Source organism: Kitasatospora saccharophila (genome assembly GCF_039529925.1).
GTDB lineage: Bacteria > Actinomycetota > Actinomycetes > Streptomycetales > Streptomycetaceae > Kitasatospora > Kitasatospora saccharophila.
In genome coordinates this window covers 143,937-159,834 of sequence record NZ_BAAANS010000004.1, presented here as the reverse complement: position 1 = coordinate 159,834, position 15,898 = coordinate 143,937, and the positions used below count along the sequence as shown (strand labels likewise).

Annotated in this window: 14 protein-coding genes and 1 pseudogene; 3 read left to right on the top strand and 12 right to left on the bottom strand. The window is 75.5% G+C overall.

Annotation, left to right across the window (positions count from 1 at the left end; all coding sequences use genetic code 11):
• Positions 1 to 25 precede the first annotated feature (25 nt).
• The gene (locus ABD345_RS05040) at positions 26 to 640 is read left to right on the top strand and encodes a TetR/AcrR family transcriptional regulator (protein ID WP_344550520.1); all 615 of its coding nucleotides are present in this window, start codon (positions 26 to 28) and stop codon (positions 638 to 640) included.
• A 79-nt stretch (positions 641 to 719) separates the two neighbouring features.
• On the opposite strand, the gene ABD345_RS05035 is transcribed toward ABD345_RS05040, so the two are convergent.
• The 3 genes from ABD345_RS05035 to ABD345_RS05025 all read right to left on the bottom strand — a co-directional run bounded on the left by ABD345_RS05035 (position 720) and on the right by ABD345_RS05025 (position 2,791).
• A complete protein-coding gene (locus tag ABD345_RS05035; protein WP_344550519.1) occupies positions 720 to 2,108 on the bottom strand; it encodes a glycosyltransferase in 1,389 nt (462 codons plus the stop codon).
• Entirely contained in the window at positions 2,098 to 2,247 is a 150-nt protein-coding gene (locus ABD345_RS05030; RefSeq protein WP_344550518.1) for a hypothetical protein, read from the bottom strand. Before ABD345_RS05030 ends, ABD345_RS05035 begins: the two co-directional genes overlap by 11 nt.
• A 157-nt stretch (positions 2,248 to 2,404) precedes the next feature.
• Positions 2,405 to 2,791, bottom strand: a complete 387-nt coding sequence (locus ABD345_RS05025; RefSeq protein WP_344550517.1) for a nuclear transport factor 2 family protein — start codon at positions 2,789 to 2,791, stop codon at positions 2,405 to 2,407.
• 92 nt (positions 2,792 to 2,883) lie between these two features.
• On the opposite strand from ABD345_RS05025, the gene ABD345_RS05020 reads away from it, so the two are divergent.
• Positions 2,884 to 3,531 carry a TetR/AcrR family transcriptional regulator gene (locus tag ABD345_RS05020; protein ID WP_344550516.1) on the top strand — a complete coding sequence of 216 codons (648 nt, stop codon included), beginning with the start codon at positions 2,884 to 2,886 and terminating at the stop codon, positions 3,529 to 3,531.
• 632 nt (positions 3,532 to 4,163) lie between these two features.
• Here ABD345_RS05020 and ABD345_RS05015 read toward each other — a convergent pair.
• Positions 4,164 to 4,574 carry a DUF427 domain-containing protein gene (locus tag ABD345_RS05015; protein ID WP_344550515.1) on the bottom strand — a complete coding sequence of 137 codons (411 nt, stop codon included), beginning with the start codon at positions 4,572 to 4,574 and terminating at the stop codon, positions 4,164 to 4,166.
• Positions 4,567 to 6,060 (bottom strand): annotated as a pseudogene (locus ABD345_RS05010) (MFS transporter); the annotation flags it as partial. The pseudogene ABD345_RS05010 and the gene ABD345_RS05015, both read right to left, overlap by 8 nt.
• A gap of 94 nt (positions 6,061 to 6,154) precedes the next feature.
• Here ABD345_RS05010 and ABD345_RS05005 point away from each other — a divergent pair.
• Positions 6,155 to 6,685 carry a winged helix-turn-helix transcriptional regulator gene (locus ABD345_RS05005; RefSeq protein WP_344550513.1) on the top strand — a complete coding sequence of 177 codons (531 nt, stop codon included), beginning with the start codon at positions 6,155 to 6,157 and terminating at the stop codon, positions 6,683 to 6,685.
• 72 nt (positions 6,686 to 6,757) lie between these two features.
• On the opposite strand, the gene ABD345_RS05000 is transcribed toward ABD345_RS05005, so the two are convergent.
• The 7 genes from ABD345_RS05000 to ABD345_RS40240 all read right to left on the bottom strand — a co-directional run bounded on the left by ABD345_RS05000 (position 6,758) and on the right by ABD345_RS40240 (position 15,746).
• On the bottom strand, positions 6,758 to 7,759 hold the full coding sequence (locus tag ABD345_RS05000) for a methyltransferase (RefSeq protein ID WP_344550512.1): 1,002 nt from the start codon (positions 7,757 to 7,759) through the stop codon (positions 6,758 to 6,760).
• Positions 7,760 to 7,838: 79 nt separating this feature from the next.
• The gene (locus ABD345_RS04995) at positions 7,839 to 9,824 is read right to left on the bottom strand and encodes an FAD/NAD(P)-binding protein (protein ID WP_344550511.1); all 1,986 of its coding nucleotides are present in this window, start codon (positions 9,822 to 9,824) and stop codon (positions 7,839 to 7,841) included.
• Positions 9,821 to 11,230 (bottom strand): methylaspartate mutase, encoded by a 1,410-nt coding sequence (locus ABD345_RS04990; protein ID WP_344550510.1) that lies wholly within the window; start codon positions 11,228 to 11,230, stop codon positions 9,821 to 9,823. The genes ABD345_RS04995 and ABD345_RS04990 overlap by 4 nt, the downstream gene beginning before the upstream one ends.
• Positions 11,227 to 11,700 (bottom strand): cobalamin-dependent protein, encoded by a 474-nt coding sequence (locus ABD345_RS04985; protein ID WP_344550509.1) that lies wholly within the window; start codon positions 11,698 to 11,700, stop codon positions 11,227 to 11,229. The genes ABD345_RS04990 and ABD345_RS04985 overlap by 4 nt, the downstream gene beginning before the upstream one ends.
• A 91-nt stretch (positions 11,701 to 11,791) precedes the next feature.
• On the bottom strand, positions 11,792 to 12,937 hold the full coding sequence (locus ABD345_RS04980; protein ID WP_344550508.1) for a fatty acid desaturase: 1,146 nt from the start codon (positions 12,935 to 12,937) through the stop codon (positions 11,792 to 11,794).
• 820 nt (positions 12,938 to 13,757) lie between these two features.
• Positions 13,758 to 15,077 (bottom strand): helix-turn-helix domain-containing protein, encoded by a 1,320-nt coding sequence (locus tag ABD345_RS04975; protein WP_344550507.1) that lies wholly within the window; start codon positions 15,075 to 15,077, stop codon positions 13,758 to 13,760.
• 315 nt (positions 15,078 to 15,392) lie between these two features.
• Entirely contained in the window at positions 15,393 to 15,746 is a 354-nt protein-coding gene (locus ABD345_RS40240) for an ArsR/SmtB family transcription factor (protein ID WP_380271850.1), read from the bottom strand.
• Between the last annotated feature and the right edge of the window lie 152 nt (positions 15,747 to 15,898).

Genomic DNA, 15,898 nt, shown 5'->3' with positions numbered 1-15,898 from the left:
CCGTGCCGACACCATGGGGGAAGCCGTGACGCGACCGCCCGACCAGGACGCGGAACCGACCACCGCCCCGGCCCGTTCGAAGATCAGTTCCGAGCGGGAGCGGGAGTTCTTCGAGGCGGTGCTCGACGAGGTCCGCAACCACGGCTACCAGGCCGTCACCATGGAGGGCGTGGCCGCCCGCACCCGGTGCGGCAAGTCCACCCTCTACCGGCGCTGGGGCACCAAGGCCCGGTTCGTCGCGGCCGCCCTGCGCGCCGACCGGCAGCCGCGCTGCGCGGGCATCGACACCGGCTCGCTGGCCGGCGACCTGCGCCTGGCGGCCGCGGTCACCGGGGCCTGGTCGGACCAGGACACCGGCCTGCTGCAGGCGCTCGGCTACGCCGTGATGACCGACAGCGACCTGCGGGACGCGGTGCGCGAGACGGTGGTGGCCCCCGAGGTCGCGGCGCTGGAGGCGGTGCTGCGGCGCGGGGTGGAGCGCGGCGAGGTCCCGGCCGACCACCCGGCCCTCGCCTTCGTCCCGAGCATGCTCTTCGGGGTGACCCGGATCCGCCCGCTGATCGAGGGCCGGCCCGCCGACGCGGACTACCTGACCCGGTACGTGGAGTCCGCCGTCCTGCCCGCGCTCGGCCTGGCCTGACCGGCAACTGCGGCCTGACCGGCGGCTCCGGCCCGATCGGCGGCCCCGGCCCGGTCGGCGCCCCCGGTCGGACCGGCCGTCAGGGGGCGGGGCGCGGGGCCGGGGCGACCTCGGGGCCGTTGCGGCGGGTGCCCCAGCCGGTGCGCAGGCAGGTCGCGGTGGCGTACCAGTGCACCGGGCGGAGCACCGCCCAGGACCAGGCGAGCGCCAGCGGGGTCAGCGCCCAGGTGCCCAGCTGCGAGCGGAGCGACTGGTCGGAGCGGCGCACGGTGAGGTACCGCAGGGTCTGGCCGGAGACGACCAGCAGCGGCACGGCCAGCAGAGCCGGCGGCAGCGGCGCCCCGGCGCGCAGCGAGCGGGACAGCAGCAGGACGGCCGCGGCGCTCGCGCCCAGGTGCTGGTACCAGCGCAGGACCTGGACCAGGAACGCCGGGTGGAGCGGCGGCAGGTAGCGCACCCGCCACAGCGAGCGGATGGTGGAGCCGCGCATCCACCGGACGTACTGGCGCAGGTGGTGGCCGACCCGCTCCGGCATGACGGAGAAGACGATCGCCGTGGGCTGCTGGACGACCCGGCCGCGGCGCAGCGCGTAGAAGGTGAGCATCGAGTCGTCGGAGAAGGTGACCGGCCGGCCCGCGAAGGTCTCCGCGAGGTAGGCGTCCCGGTGGTCGGCCAGCAGGTCGGCCCGGTAGGCGGCGAGCGAGCCGGAGCACACCATCACCGCGCCCAGCGGCGACAGCGCGGAGCGGTCCGCCAGCTGGTTGGTGACGTACCACAGGTCGGTGATCCGGCTGATCGGCCCGCGCCGGTTGTTGTGCGCCAGCACGACTCCGGCGACGGCCTGCACCCGCGGGTCGGCGAGCGGCTGGAGCAGTTCGTGCAGGGCGTGCGGGTCGAGGTGGGCGTCGGAGTCGACGGTGACCAGGACGTCCGCGCCGGGGCAGTGCCGGGCGGCGGCGACCTGGGCGCGGCGCTTGCCCCGGTTGGGCTGCCGCTCCCAGGTGGCGCGCACCCCGGCCGCGGCGGCGGCGCGCAGCCACGGCCCGCGCACCCCGCGGTAGTCGACCGTGGAGCCGTCGTCGACGACGTGGACGGAGTCCGGGCGGCGGTGCTGGTCCAGCAGCGAGGCCAGCGCCGAGCGCAGGTAGCCGGGGTCCTCGTCGAACACCGGCACCAGCACCGCCACCTCCAGCCGGTCCAGCCCGCGCTGCTGCTCCGGGGTGGCGACCGCCGGCCGCTCCGCCAGGTACAGCGCGGTCTGCAGCACCAGCGCGGCGGCCAGCGGCGCCCACAGCCACTGCGTCCACCAGCCCTGGACGCCCAGCGCGGCGCTCCAGGCCCGCAGCCCGTACCCGGCCAGCACCGTCGCGGCCACCAGCAGGCCCGCCGCGGCGGCGAGCAGCAGCGCGGGCCGCCGCCGACGGGCCGTCAGCGCCCCCGGGGCGGGCGGGCGGTGCTCAGCGCCCACGGCGGAACCCGATCCGCACGCACAGCACCCCGACCGCGATCAGCCCCGCCGCGGCGGCGGCCGCCCACCACCCGGCCAGGGTGAGTCCGCCGATCACCAGGACGCCCGCCCCGGTCCGCGCCAACTGGTTCTGGTACATCGCACGCCTCTCGGGAAGGGGACCGCTCTCCCCTCCACCGTCACCGGGCCCCGCCGGTGACGCAGCGTCGGCACGCGAACGGGTGACGCGGCGGCCCCCTCCGTGGCGGGGCACCCCGCGACGGGGCACCCTGCGGCGGGGCGCCCCCGACGGAGCGTCAGAACATGCCGTTGGGGTTGCGTGACTCCTCGGGCACCTGCTGCATGACGTCCCAGTGCTCGACGATCCGGCCGTCCTCCAGCCGGAAGACGTCGACGATCGCGGTCGCCGGGCCGCCGGGCACCCGGACGCCCCGGACGTGGGCGACGACGTGGTCGCCCTCGGCGAAGATCCGCTTCACCTCGGCCCGCAGGTGCGGGAAGTCCGCCCGGAGCGTGTCGACGAACTCCCGCAGGCCCTCCGCCCCGTCGGCGATCCGCGGGTTGTGCTGGACGTAGCGGTCGCCGAGCAGGGCGGCGGCGGCCGCGTGGTCCTTGTCGTCGATCGCGGCCCGGTAGAAGGCCAGCACCGTCCGCTTGTTCTCTTCCAACCGTGCGTCCGACATGTCTCCCCCTCGTAGGTGAACAGCTGTAGCGCTACGACTGTAAGGCAATGGCGGGCCCGATACAATCACCCATCGTGGAAGCAGCGGACCCCGTGGGAACCCCGACGCCGAGCAGCCGGCCCGCCCGCGGGCGCAACCCCCGGGGCCAGGGCGAACGCCTGCGCGCGGAGGTCGTCGCGGCGACGCTGCGGATGCTCGACGGGCTCGGCGACGACCAGGCGCTCTCGCTGCGGGCCGTCGCCCGGGAGGTCGGGGTGGCCGCGACCTCGGTCTACCTGCACTTCCCCGACCGGGACGCGCTGGTCCTGGCCGCGCTGGAGCACTGCCACCGCACCCTGCTGGACGCCCTGCGGGAGGCCGAGGCGGCCGCCGGCGACCCGGTGGCCCGGCTGCGCGGCCGGGTCCTGGTCCTCGGGGCGTGGGCGCACGAGCACCCCGGGCTCTACCGGGTGCTGCACGCGAGCGCCCTCAACCGGCACGCCGCGGCGCCCTTCCAGGAGGAGCTGGGGCGCGCCACCACCGCGGCCGTGCGGGCCTGCATGGACGCCGGGCTGGCCGCCCCGGACGACGCCGCCGCCGTCGCGCTGGACCTGCGGGCCGCCGTGCACGGGGCGGTCTCGATGCGGGTCGACCGGCCCGACCTGGCCTGGCCCCCGCTGGCGGAGCAGGTCGACCGCTTCCTGCACAAGCTGCTGGGCACCCCCGCCCCGGCCGCCGGGAAGCGGCCCACCGGGGACTGACCCGAATCCGCGGGCAGTGGCCGACGGCCGGTCAGTCGTCCCTGTGCTGGCTGTCGGCCCGGCCGCGGGGTGCCCGGGTGGGGCCCTGACCACCCCCGGCGCCACCGCGCGGGCCGGGACCGGCGGCCGCTCCCGACGGTGGCGGCGTCGCAGCCGCGCGGGAGCCCTGCGCGCGGCTGCGAGCCGGCCCGCGGCCGCCGTCCCGCATCTGTGGCAGCACCTCACCCTCGCGGAGCTGCGCGCCGGCTCCCCCGACGGGCCGACGGCGCGGCCGGCCCGGGCCGGCCGCCACCGGACGGACCGGGCAGGAGAACGCCACCGCCCACCACCGGGCCGTGCTGGCGCCGGCCGCCGCCACCCGCGGCACCACCCCGGCCGCCGACCTCGCGCCCGGCCCGCCGACCTCCGAGAGCAGCCACCCGCGGGCGTACGGTTCCGGCAGCGCCGTCGACGGCACCCCGAACACGTACGGGGAGGGCGCAGACAACACCTGCCCGCGGTGGATCCGGGTCGGCCTCGGCCCCAGCGCCGCCGTCCGGCGGATCCTGCTCACCCCGCCCCGGCGACGGGCGACGCCACGACCCTGCAGCTGCCCGCCGCGGTCACCACCCGGTACGCGGGAGCCCGCGGGGTCAGCCCGAGGGCTCGACGGCCAGCTGGACGCGCTCCTGGTAGAAGGCGATCAGGCCCGCGAGCGCCTCCATCCCCGGCAGTGGGTCGGGGTAGGACCAGGCGACGGCCTCGCCGCCGTCCGGAGCGAGCGCGTAGTGCACGGCGGCGCCCTTGTAGGGGCAGTACGTGCTCTCCCACGAGGGGACGAGCAGCCCGCGGTGGACGTCCTCGGGCGGCAGGTAGTAGCGGACGGGGTGGTGGCCCTCCAGGACGACGACCGGACGGCGGCTGTCGGCGAGCAGCAGCCCGCCGGACCTGACCGTGACGCGGCCCCTGCCCTGCTCCAGCAGGATCCCGCCGGGAGCGGCCTGGGCAGCGGGGGTGCCGGGGGCGCCGGGAGCACCCGGGGTGAGCGGTCGCAGGTCAGCCACGGGACACCGCCGCGCTCGGGCTGCCGTCGACCGCGCCGCCGTCGGCGGGCGGCCCGGCCGGCTGCGGTGTCGGCGGTGCCGGCGCCGTACCGCGGGACTCCGCGATCCGGGCCCACAGCGCGACCGCGGCTCCGACGCCGCACAGCGCCGCGGCCACGAGCACGGCGCGGTCGGTGCCGGCGGCGAGGGCGTAGCGCGGCCCGCGGTCCGAGGTGGCCTGGCCGGCCACGGCGAGCGTCACGGCGACGCCGAGTGCGGAGCCGAGGTAGCGGGCCGTGTTGTTGGCGCCCGACCCCATCGCCGCCCGGTCCGCCGGGACGCTGCTGACCGCGAGGCGGGCGAGCGCCGCGTTGAGGACTCCGCTGCCGATGCCGGCGAGGACGAGCCCCGGGGCGAAGTGGACCCAGGAGCCGTCCGGCCGCATCCCGAAGAGGGCGGCCTCGCCGATCCCGCAGAGCAGCAGCGAGCCGGCCACCTGGGTCGTCGCGGGGACCCGGCCGGCCAGCCTGCGGGCCTGGAGGGCGGAGACCACCGACAGGCCGGACCAGATCGCCAGCACGAGCGACGCCGTCAGCGGGGACTCCCCCAGCGCCTTCTGCAGGGCCATCGGCAGGTAGCTCATCAGGCCGACGATGGCGAGGCCGGTGAAGAGGGCCCCGCTGCTGGAGGCGACGAAGCCGGGGCTGCGGAACAGGGCGAGGTCCAGCATGGGTTCGGCGACCCGGGCCTCCGCCAGCACGAAGAGCAGGAGCAGCACCACCCCGAGTCCGAGCAGGAGCAGCACCGGGGTGCGGCCCCAGCCGTGCCTGCCCTCGGCGAGGCCGGCGATGAGGCAGGACGCGCCGGCGGCGAGGGTGAGCACGCCGAGCAGGTCGATCCTGCGCGGCCGGTCGTTGCGGGACTCCTCCAGGCCGAGGGCGGTCAGCGCCACCAGGAGGAGGGAGAGCACGGAGAGCACCCAGTAGACCGTCCGCCAGCCGCCGGCCCGTTCCAGCAGGGCGGCGTAGATCGGGCCGGCGGCGATGCCGAGGCCGACCGAGGCGCCCCACATGCCGAGGGCCCGGACCCGTCCGGGACCGGGCGGGTACACGTGGCCGATCAGGCCGAGCGTGGGGGCGAGGATCGCGGCGGCCGCGCAGCCCTGGAGGACCCGCCCGGCCAGGAACACGGCCGGACCGGGCGCCGCCGCGGAGAGGGCGGTGGAGACCAGCAGCAGGACGGCCCCGGCGCCGAACACCCGCTTGCGGCCGTAGTCGTCGGCGGCGCTGCCCATGGTGAGCAGCAGCGCGGCCAGGCCGACCAGGGTGCCGGTGAGGACCCAGGTCTGGGCGGAGGACCCGAGACCGAGGTCGGCCGCGGTGGGCGACAGGGTGGTCAGCGGGGAGGTGTAGTCGATCAGGACGAGGAGCGTGCCGAAGGCGGCGATCAGCAGGGTGGTGGCGGGGCGGCGGGCTGCGGGAGGCGGGCTGGGATTCATGGCCGTCCTCGGCTGGGAGGGGCAGGGTCAGGTCTGTTCATTGAACCTGAACGAATCTATCACGCCGGGTTCGGTGAAGGAACCTTGGGCTAGACTGGGCCGCATGGCGCTGGGAACCGACTACGCACAGCAGGACTGCTCACTCGCGCGCGCCCTGGAGGTGGTCGGCGAGCGCTGGAGCATGCTGATCGTCCGTGACGCCTTCTACGGCGTGCACCGGTTCAACGACTTCCTCGCCCACCTCGACATCCCGCGCGCCGTGCTGACCTCACGGCTCCAGGCGCTGGTGGCCTCGGGCGTCCTGCACAAGGAGCCCTACCAGCGCTCCCCGGTCCGGTACGGCTACTTCCTGACCGACGCCGGCCTCGAACTCTGGGAGCCGATCTACGGGTTGGCCCAGTGGGGCGAGCGGAACGCCTCGACCGGCGGGCCGCGGACCCTCTTCGGCCACACCGCCTGCGGCACCCGGCTGGACCGGACGGGCCACTGCCCCTCCTGCGACCGCCCGGTCCCGCCCGCGGACATCACGATGCGGCCCGGCCCCGGCACCGACGAGCGGCTCCGGCGGGACCCGATCTCGCTCGCCCTGGCCAGGCCGCACCGGCTGCTGACCCCGGTCTCCTCCGACGGCTGAACCAGCGGCACCGCCCCGCCGGGGTGACCCGGCGGGGCGGCACTGCGGGACGGCACGGCGAGGCGGAGCCGCTCAGCGCGGCTCGGCGACCAGCAGTTGGCTGTCGAGCGGCAGCCCGTGCAGCGCGGTCAGCTCGAACCCGGCCCGCTCCAGCAGCGTGCGGTACTCCTCGGCGGTCCGCTCCGAGCCGCCCGCGATGGCGAGCATGTGGACGTCGAACCAGGCCGCGAGCGAGGGCGAACCGTCCTCGGGGATCACCCGCTCGACGATCAGCAGCGCCCCGTCCGCCGGGACGGCCTCGCGGATCCGCTCCAGGACCCTGACGCACTTCTCGTCGTCCCGGCCGTGCAGGACGCGCGAGAGCAGGTAGACGTCGCCGCCGCCCGGGATCTTCTCGTAGTAGTCGCCGGACTCGTAGCCGATCCGGTCCGCGAACTCCGAGCCGGCCAGTTCGGCCCGGGCCGCGTCCACGACGTGCGGGGTGTCGAACAGCAGGCCCGTCAGGCCCGGGTGCGCCTTCAGCACGGTCGTCAGCAGGACGCCGTTGCCGCCCGCGATGTCGACCACCGTCCGGGCCCGGGAGAAGTCGTACAGGCCGGGGATCGGGTCGAAGAAGGAGGAACTCGCCGCCATCGCCCGGTCGAACCTGGCGGTCGACTCCGGGCTGCGCCCGAAGTAGGGGTACATGGCGGCGCCGTGGACGTGCTCGAAGGCGTTCTCGCCGGTCCGGACGGTGTGCAGCAGCTGGCCCCAGCCCGCGTAGAACTCCTCGCCGTAGAGCAGGGCGAGGTCGCGCATCGAGCCGTGCTCCTCGGTGCGCAGGGTCTCCCCCAGCCCGGTGGTGCGGTAGCGGCCGTCCGGGCCGTCCGCCAGCACGTCGAGCTCGACCAGGAAGCGCAGCAGCCGGGCGAGCGAGGGCTCGTGGGTGCCGGTGCGTCCGGCGAGCTCGGCGGCGGACGCGGGGCCGTCCGCCAGGAGGTCGGCCAGGCCCAGGGCCGCCGCGGCGTGCACGGCTTGGGAGGCCCAGTAGCCGATCAGCAGGTCCATCATCCGGCGGGGTGCGGGGTCGGTCATGGCGGGGTCTCCTCGGTGTCCGGGGTTTCGGGACGGGACGGGGCGGGTGGGCACGGGTCGGGGCGGGTGCGGGTGCGGGTCAGGCCAGGGCGAGGTCGCGCAGCGCGAGGTTCTCCACCCCGGTCCGCAGGCAGCCGCGGGCGATGGCGTCGCCCTGGATGAGCGTGCGCGAGCCGACGTGGGGCCGGGCGCCGATGGCGGTCACCCACTGCACCGACTCGACCGGCGGCCCGTAGGAGAAGCGGCCCCGGTGGTCCGTGCCGTCGGCGTCGAGCAGCCGGAAGGAGACCTCCGCGACGTCCACCCCGCCGGTGACGTACGGCTCGCCCTGGGCGTCGGGGATGACGTGGGGTCGGGCGCCGCCGGTGGTGAGCAGGTGGCGCAGCAGCGGGTCGGTGGTGCGGCGGACGTCCGTGAGTGCCAGGTGGGCCTCCAGCAGGGCGCCGACGGCCAGCGGTTCCTCGTCGACGGCCGGGGAGGAGACCAGGAAGCGCCCGGTGGCCTCGTCCGGCTCGACGGTCATCTCCGGGCCCACCAGGCGGACGGTGCCGGCCTCCACCAGCGCGGCCAGCTCCTCGACGCGGGCGGTCGGGGGGCCGCTGGCGATGTAGTTGTTGAGGCCGCTGAACCAGCGGTCGACGTGGTCCCGGTACGAGCCGCCGCGCAGCCCCTGGTGGGAGATGACCTGGCGGATCTCGTCCCGCAGGTCGCGCATGATCGCGGCGGTGGCCTTGAACGGGCTGCGGGCCGGGCCCGCGGCGGACTGCTCCAGGTCCCAGCGCAGGCGGCCGGCCACCCACTCCTGGTACTCGGCACGGTCGGCGAAGCGCCGGCCGCGGCTCGGCCGGTCGACCCGGGCCCAGTCCCAGTGCAGGTCCGGGTCCTCGAACCGGTCGGCGATGAGCCCGCGCAGTTCCGGGCTGTCCCACTCGTACCGGCCGTACTCGGCGAGGAAGGCCTCGCGCTCGTCCTCGGGGGCGTCGGCCAGGCGGCTGCGGTAGTAGACGAAGCCGACCTCCTTGGCGACGTACGGCCACAGGTCCTTCCGGAAGTCGAGTTCGCCGCGGCCCGCCGAGCGGCGCAGCCGGGCGATGACCTCGGCGGTGAGGAAGCGCGGCTGGTAGCGGGGGACGACCTCCAGGTGCACCTCGGCACGGGCCAGGTAGGGCACCCCGCGGCCGGAGCCGGCGTGGACGAGCGGTTCCCGGCCGGAGGGCTCGTAGCGCAGCCGGCCGTCGGCGTCGCGCCGGAAGCGCCCGCCGCGGCCCTGGGTGAGCAGGGTGACGTAGTCGTAGAAGCTCAGGCCGAGGCCGCGCAGCAGCACCGGTTCGCCGGCCGGGATGTCCGTGAGGTCGCACTCGGCCGGGCTGAGCGGCTCGCGGTAGAGCAGCCCGTGGCGTTCGGCGAAGGACTTCAGCCGCTGCTGGCCGCCGGTGGGCGCGACGTCGAAGTGCCCCTGGGCGAGGACGACCGCGTCGCAGACCAGGGGCTGCTCCTCCCCGTCCAGCCACAGGTGCTGGACGCCGCCGTCCCGGTCGTCGACGGCCGTCGCGCGGGTGGGGTGGAGGTGGACGGAGACCTGGGCCGGCGCGTCGCGGATGATGCGCTCCAGTGCCCAGCGCAGGTAGGCGCCGTTGAAGGCGCGGCTGCCGTAGGACCACGGCAGCATGCCCGCGGCCTCCTCCCGCTCCGCGTCGGTGACGTCGGTGATCCGGCCGTCCGCGACCATCCGGGCGTACTGGTACTGGGTGGGGCCGGGGAGGATCGGGCCCTCGCAGGGGACGGACGGGTCGGTGAAGACGGTCACGTCGGAGGCGACCGTGTTCATCAGGAGCGAGCGGTCCTGGTCGCGGCGCCAGACCCGGCCGCCGCCGGCCGGGTACGGGTCGACCAGGTGCACCTCGACGGGCACCCCGGGCGCGATCAGCGGGGCGTTCGCGCAGAGCCGTTCCAGGGCGACGACACCGCGCGGACCGGCGCCCACGATGCCGACGCGGAGGACGGGCCGGGCGGCGGTCGCGGAGTCGGTGGCCACGGGGCCGGTGGTGGCGGGGCGGGTGGTCACGGGGCGGGTTCCTTTCCCGGGGTGGCGGGGGACGGTCCGGCGGGTGCGCCCTCGGGCGTCTCGCCGAACAGCAGGGGGAAGTGGTCGATGTCCCGGCGCAGCGCCGCGAACAGGCTGGCGCCCGAGGCGTCGTCCGCGGGGCCGCCGAGGAGTCGGCGGTTGCGTTCGGCGCTGGCGCGGGAGAGCGGGAGGCGTCCGGGCGAGTGGTACCGGACGGCGCCGGACGGGTCGCGCCGCGGGATGACCTCCGACCGGGCGTGCCGGCTGGCGCTGAACGGGATGTCCAGCCGGCCCGCGGCGAAGGCGGTGACCACCGCGCTGTCCAGCCTCGGCGCGGACAGCACGGGTTCGACGATCTCCGCGGTCTCGCGCAGGATCCACTCCTGCTCCTCGCCGACGGCGGCCTCGTCGACGGTGACGAAGTCCAGCAGGGGCGAGCCGGCGACGGACGCGAGCCGCAGGCCCGCCGCGTTGGCGGCGGCGTCGGGGATCCCGAACGCCTCCTGGTAGGTCTTGGTGATGAGCTTGGAGGCGCCGCCGAGCCGGGCCGTGAGGGCCCCGTAGAAGATCAGTTCCTCGGCGTGCCCGCGGTCACGGGGGAAGACCCCCATGAACTCGTGCAGCACGGCGTGGACCTCCACCCCCGGGGGCAGGTAGCGGGCCGCCAGCAGCGGGATGCTGCGCAGTGCGGCGACGTCCTGGGCGAGGTGCCCGCCCTGCGGGTAGGAGACGGAGACGCAGCGCACCCCGGCGGCCGCCGCGGCCACCGCCTCCAGCACGCTCACGGCCAGACTGATCGACGGCGGCACCAGGACGGCGGTGAGGGTGCCGAAGAGTTCGCGGTCCATCACCACGCCCAGCCGGGCGAGTTCGCCGCAGGTGCGGTCGACCTCGGCCCAGGCGGCCAGCGAGTCGGCGAGCGGGACGTCCTTGGAGTAGGGCAGGTTGTAGGAGATCCCGCCGCCCTCGAAGGAGGTGACGCCGGAGGCCACCGCGGTGGCGAAGAGCTCGCGCGGGTCGGGCGAGCCGTGCCTGATCTCCAGCGGGACGGCGACCAGCTCGTTGAGCTCCCGGCCGCGCTGCCAGCCGTGGGTGACCAGGGGGTAGCCGTTGAGCGTGCGGTGGTCGGTGCGCAGCGCCCGTTCGGCGCTCTCGAAGCGGCGCAGCCTGGTGTGCGAGTCGATGGTCAGGGTGAGCAGGTCGGGCGCGCCCTCCCGTTCCAGTTCCAGCAGCAGGGCGGCCATCTCGCGGTGCCCGCCGACGCCGCAGCGGGGCTGGAGGGCCGGTCGGCCGCTGGTCCGGGCCCGGGCCAGCACCTCGGCGGCGGTGGGTTTGCCGCTCCGCGTGATGTACGCCGCCGATTCCTCCAGCGTCGGCGTGGCGGCGGCCACCGGCAGACCGCTCACCGGCGGGTGGCGACCGGGATGCGGCCGGTGGCCCCGTCCGCCCCGGCGTGCAGGGCGTCGAGGACCGGGACGAGATCGGCGGCGGCGGACAGCACCTGGTCGACGCCCAGCGCGTAGAGGCGTTCCGTCGAGGCCGCGTCCTTGGCGCTGCCGACGGAGAGGTTGCCGCCGACGAGGACCGGGCAGGGGATGCGGCCGGAGCGCTTGGCCTCGGCGAGGTCGTGGAGGTCCTCGTGGATCTGGCCGTTGAGGCTGCCGATGAGGACCGCCTCCGCCTGCGGGTGGCGGGCGCAGGCGTCCGCGAACTCGGCGACCGGGGTGCAGGTTCCGAGGTTGACGACGGTGAAGCCGTCGGCGCGCAGGCCGTGGGCGATCAGGTGGTTGGCGACGGCGTGGCTGTCGCTGGCCGCGACACCGAGGATCACCAGACGGCCTTCCCGTTCGGGCGCACCGTTCGGACGGTCAGGCATGGGCATGTCAAAATCTGCCTTTCAGGAGGGCTGCGGGACGGGACGACTGGCGGGACGGGACGGGCGGCGGGGCGGGACGGGCGGCGGGGTCTCAGTCGTCGAAGGCCGCGAAGAGCTCGCGCTTGCTGACCGAGCCGATCCGGGCGACGTCGAACTCTTCGGGGTCGGCCGCCGAGAGCGAGTCGAACACCCGGTTGACGGCGGCGGTGAACCCCCACTCGGCGGTGTACGCGGGCCAGCCCCGGTGGCCGTCGACGAGGTCCTGCTGCCGGGCGAAGACGTAGTCGGACCACTGCTTGCTGGCCGGATGACGGTGGTGGTAGTCGTGGACCACGGTGTCCCCGGTGAGCACCAGGTAGCGGACCGGGAGGTGGACCAGGAGCATGCGCAGCGTCCACCGCGTCCACCCGGCGGCAGCGGCGGCGGCGGGCAGGCCGCGGGGCGGCGCCGGCTCACCGATGAAGATCGCGTTGGTCAGGCCGGCGAAGTAGTCGCGGCCCCGGCGGACGGTGGTGCCGGGCTCGGGGAAGGTGTGCTTGACGCACAGCCGGAGGGTGTTGCTGACCTGGAAGAAGAGGAAGGTCGGCACGGCCCACACCAGCAGGACGGCCGGCCAGAATCCGCCCACCACGGCCACGGCCCCTCCGCCGCCGTACAGCGTGAGGGCGATGGCCCGCTCCGCGGGCGCGGCGTTGTGCCAGAAGGAGCGGATCCGGGCGATCCCGAAGGCCAGGTGGAAGCGGGGCGAGAGGCACTTCAGCAGCACCCGGCGCCACATCAGGCGGCGGGGCATGCCGGGGTGCAGGTCGAGGCTGATCAGGAAGGCCTGGACGGTGGGGTCCCGCAGCGTCATGTGGTGCACGGCGTGGTGGTCGGCGACGTGCTCGCGGCTGTAGCGCTCGAAGTTCTGGATCACGAGGAGCGCGGAGACCGCGTACCCGATCGCGGCGTCCAGCCTGCGGCGCCCGTACATGTTCCGGTGCGAGCACTGGTGGTAGATCATCATCCGGAGGTTGCGCTGGCCGTGCAGCGTGACCGCCCAGCCGGGCACCAGCAGGAGCAGGAACGGGCCGCCCAGGACGAACGCCGCCCCGGAGAGCACGACCCCGGCCAGGACGGAGAGCGTGGCGGTGGCCAGGTGGAAGCCCGGCGACAGGGAGACGGGCCGCTGGCCGGCCAGCGGTCGTCCGGTCAGGAAGGTGAGCGGCAGCTGCACCGGGCGGGGCAGCCGCCGCATGCTCTCGCGGACCGGGTCCGCGGCGGGGTCCGCGGCGGTGTGCGCGACCGCCTGGGACGGGTCCGGCCCGGGGGCGGACTGCGGCGGAGCGGTCTGCGGCGGGACGGGCTGTAACGACGTGTCTGCGCCGCGCACGGTCTGGGACTGCGGCGCTGTGTTGCCGGGGCTCATGGCGGACGTGCCTTTCTGCGATGCGGCAGCGCGGTGCACCGCCCGTCCCCGCCGCGCCCGCGGACCCCGCCGGACCCGTGCGGGCATGGCGGAGCGGGGCGTGGCGAGGCGTGCCGGGGCGGGCGTGCGGGGGCGCGGCGGTGGCCGGCTGCTGACGAGGGCGAGCACGAGTCGGTGCGGACGACGGGATGACATGACCGGATGACATGACGAGCTGACATGACGGGCTGACACGGTTTGCGAACTGAGCCGAAGGACACGGAGAGGAGGCCCGGCGGCGGCCGATCGTGCCGGGCTTGCTCGGAGCTGCCCTGAGAACGGCCTGCGTGCGGCCGGTACCGGACGGCGGGTGGCGCGGCGCCATAGCGGCGCATCCCTGGCGTGTCACTCGCCGTCAATGCGGAATCACGCTAACCACGACTGTCAGATCAAGTCAAGCGGCGCCTGAATCGCAGTCAGAGGCATGGCCGCTATGGTCAGTCAGCTCGCGAATGAGTTAGGCTCGCAAGAACTGGTGAACGAACCTGACACGGCGTCAGAAAGGACCGGCCGACCCGCTGCGGTCCGGCCCGACAGGTCCGGTGCTGTCCCCACGTCCTGCGGGAGGAAAGGGAGTCACGGTGAAAACGGCACGACGTCGGTGCTGCGCTCAGGCCGGATCCAGGGCAGCGGCCAGCGCCTTCCACGCCTCCGTCGCGAGGTCCAGGTACCCGGCGTCCTCCGCCTCCACGGCGACCGCGCGCAGCGCCGTCCGGCCCTCCGCCTCGGCTCCCAGCGCCAGCAGGCACCGGCTCCTCAACAACCCTGCGCGCAGCCGGTCATGAAAGGTCAGCAGGCCCGTCCGCTGCGCCTCGGCGACGTACGACAGTGCGCTGTCGTACGCGCCCTCGGCCCAGCACAGCCAGGCCCGGAGGAAGAACAGGACGGCCATCTGACCAGGGCTCCCGACCAGGTCGACCGCGCGCTGGGCCTGCTCGATCAGCGCCTCCACGCCGTCGGTGCGGCCGCTGCGCAGCCGGAGCGCCCCGGCCGCCGTCCGCAGCCGCGCCCAGCCGGCGAGGTCGTCGCGGCTGTCCAGACTGGCCAGCGACCGGTCCATCAGCCGGTCGCTCTCCTCCGTGCGCCCTTCGCGGCCGCGCAGACCGGCGCAGGTCCAGTAGGCCTGGGCCGCCAGTCTGGGCACCACCTCGTCCGCGAGGAGGAGCAGTTCGGGGATCCGCCCGGCCGCCCGGTAGAGCAGGCCGGCCTCCGCCTCGGCCGCGGCCAGGGCCATCAGGGCCCGCACCCGTTCCGCGGCGGGTGCCCGGTGCGAGAGGCCGACGGCCCGCTCGCCGTTCTCCAGTGCCGCGGCGAGACGGCCGATCGTCCGTTCGCCGACCGAGAGTTCGGCCAGCAGCCCGGCGCGGGCGGTGTCCACCCCCGGACCGGCCCACGCGGCACTGCACTCCGCCAGGGTGCGCAGCACCTCCACCCGCGCGACGGGGCGGCCCTCGGTCCCGTACGCCTCGGCCAGCAGCCACAGCAGGTGCCAGCCCCAGCCGAAGGGCACTCCGTCGACCAGGTCGGCCACCGGTTCGAGCAGGTCGACCACCCGGCGGCCGTCACCGTCCCGCAGGGCGGCGGCCGCCTCGGCCAGCAGCGGCCCCCGGGCGGGGACCGGCGCGTCCCCGCCGCACCGGCCGGCGGCGCAGGGCACGGCGAGGGCGGTCCGCCCCGCGGCGGCCGCCGACGGCCCGGGCTGCTCGGGCAGCTCGGGCAGCCCGGGTGGCTCGGGTGCGAGCAGTGCGGCCAGCGACACGCCGAGGGTGGTGGCGAGGTAGCTGAGTGTCTGCGCCGAGGGGAGGCGGTTGCCCATCTCCAGGCGTGAGATGTAGCTCGCCGACACCGGGCCGCCGGCCAACTCCGTCTGCTTGATGCCCCGTTCCAGGCGCAGCTGCCTCAGCCGCCGGCCGAACGCGGGCTGGTCCACGACCGTCATCGTACGCCGATCACCTCCCGGTAGGAGCGAACCACTGATGTCACCGTTCCCGGCCACACGCACCACTCACACCCCGGACCCTTCCGGCCAGGGGCCGGTGGCCGACCGGGCCGGATCCCCACCGGTACCGGCCGGATCGCCGCAGCAGCCCTTCCCCGCGGGCCCGGCCGTGCCCGGCCGGGCGGCCACCGGCGATCTGGAGTGGCCCTAGGGCACGCCGCGGTCGGGGGCCGGTCCGGTCCCCGCCCTCGTCCCGCCCGGCTCTGACAAAACTATGACAGTGATTGTCAATCGGCAATGAGGTGGTCAACGGGCACCGACCGGAGCGTCCGTCCCGACGGTGGACGCGCTCGCCCGGACCTCCCCGGACTCCCCCGGCCCGCCGGGCCCCGCCGGGCCGCTGGAGCCGGTGGATCCGGTGCGGTTCGCACACTCCGCGAGGACGAGCGCGAGCAGGCCGGGGAAGGCCGCGTCGAACTCGGCCCGGCGCAGCCGGTTGAAGCGGCGGGCTCCGGAATCCCGCTGTTCGACCAGCCCGCTCTGCCGGAGCACGGTGAAGTGGTGGCTGCGGGTGGCCTTGCTGACGCCGAGTTCGAAGGTGCCGCAGGCCCGGCTCCATTCGGGACTGCCCGCGAGTTCGCGCACGATCGCGCGGCGCACCGGGTCGGCGAGCGCCTGCAGGGCCTCCTGCAGGGGGACGTCCGCCGGTTCGGCGTGGCTGAGCCTCCGCGACCGCAGCGACCCGCACTCCCCCGAACCGTGGAGGGGTCCGGTATCACCCTTGAGAGCACCGGCACTTGACGGATCGTCAA

Bases quoted from the DNA above. Each gene is read 5' to 3' on its own strand.
- ABD345_RS05005 (WP_344550513.1), top strand. From the start codon at position 6,155: ATGGCGCTGGGAACCGACTACGCACAGCAGGACTGCTCACTCGCGCGC.
- ABD345_RS04980 (WP_344550508.1), bottom strand. From the start codon at position 12,937: ATGCGGCGGCTGCCCCGCCCGGTGCAGCTGCCGCTCACCTTCCTGACC.
- ABD345_RS04985 (WP_344550509.1), bottom strand. From the start codon at position 11,700: ATGCCTGACCGTCCGAACGGTGCGCCCGAACGGGAAGGCCGTCTGGTG.
- ABD345_RS05000 (WP_344550512.1), bottom strand. From the start codon at position 7,759: ATGACCGACCCCGCACCCCGCCGGATGATGGACCTGCTGATCGGCTAC.
- ABD345_RS05025 (WP_344550517.1), bottom strand. From the start codon at position 2,791: ATGTCGGACGCACGGTTGGAAGAGAACAAGCGGACGGTGCTGGCCTTC.
- ABD345_RS05030 (WP_344550518.1), bottom strand. From the start codon at position 2,247: ATGTACCAGAACCAGTTGGCGCGGACCGGGGCGGGCGTCCTGGTGATC.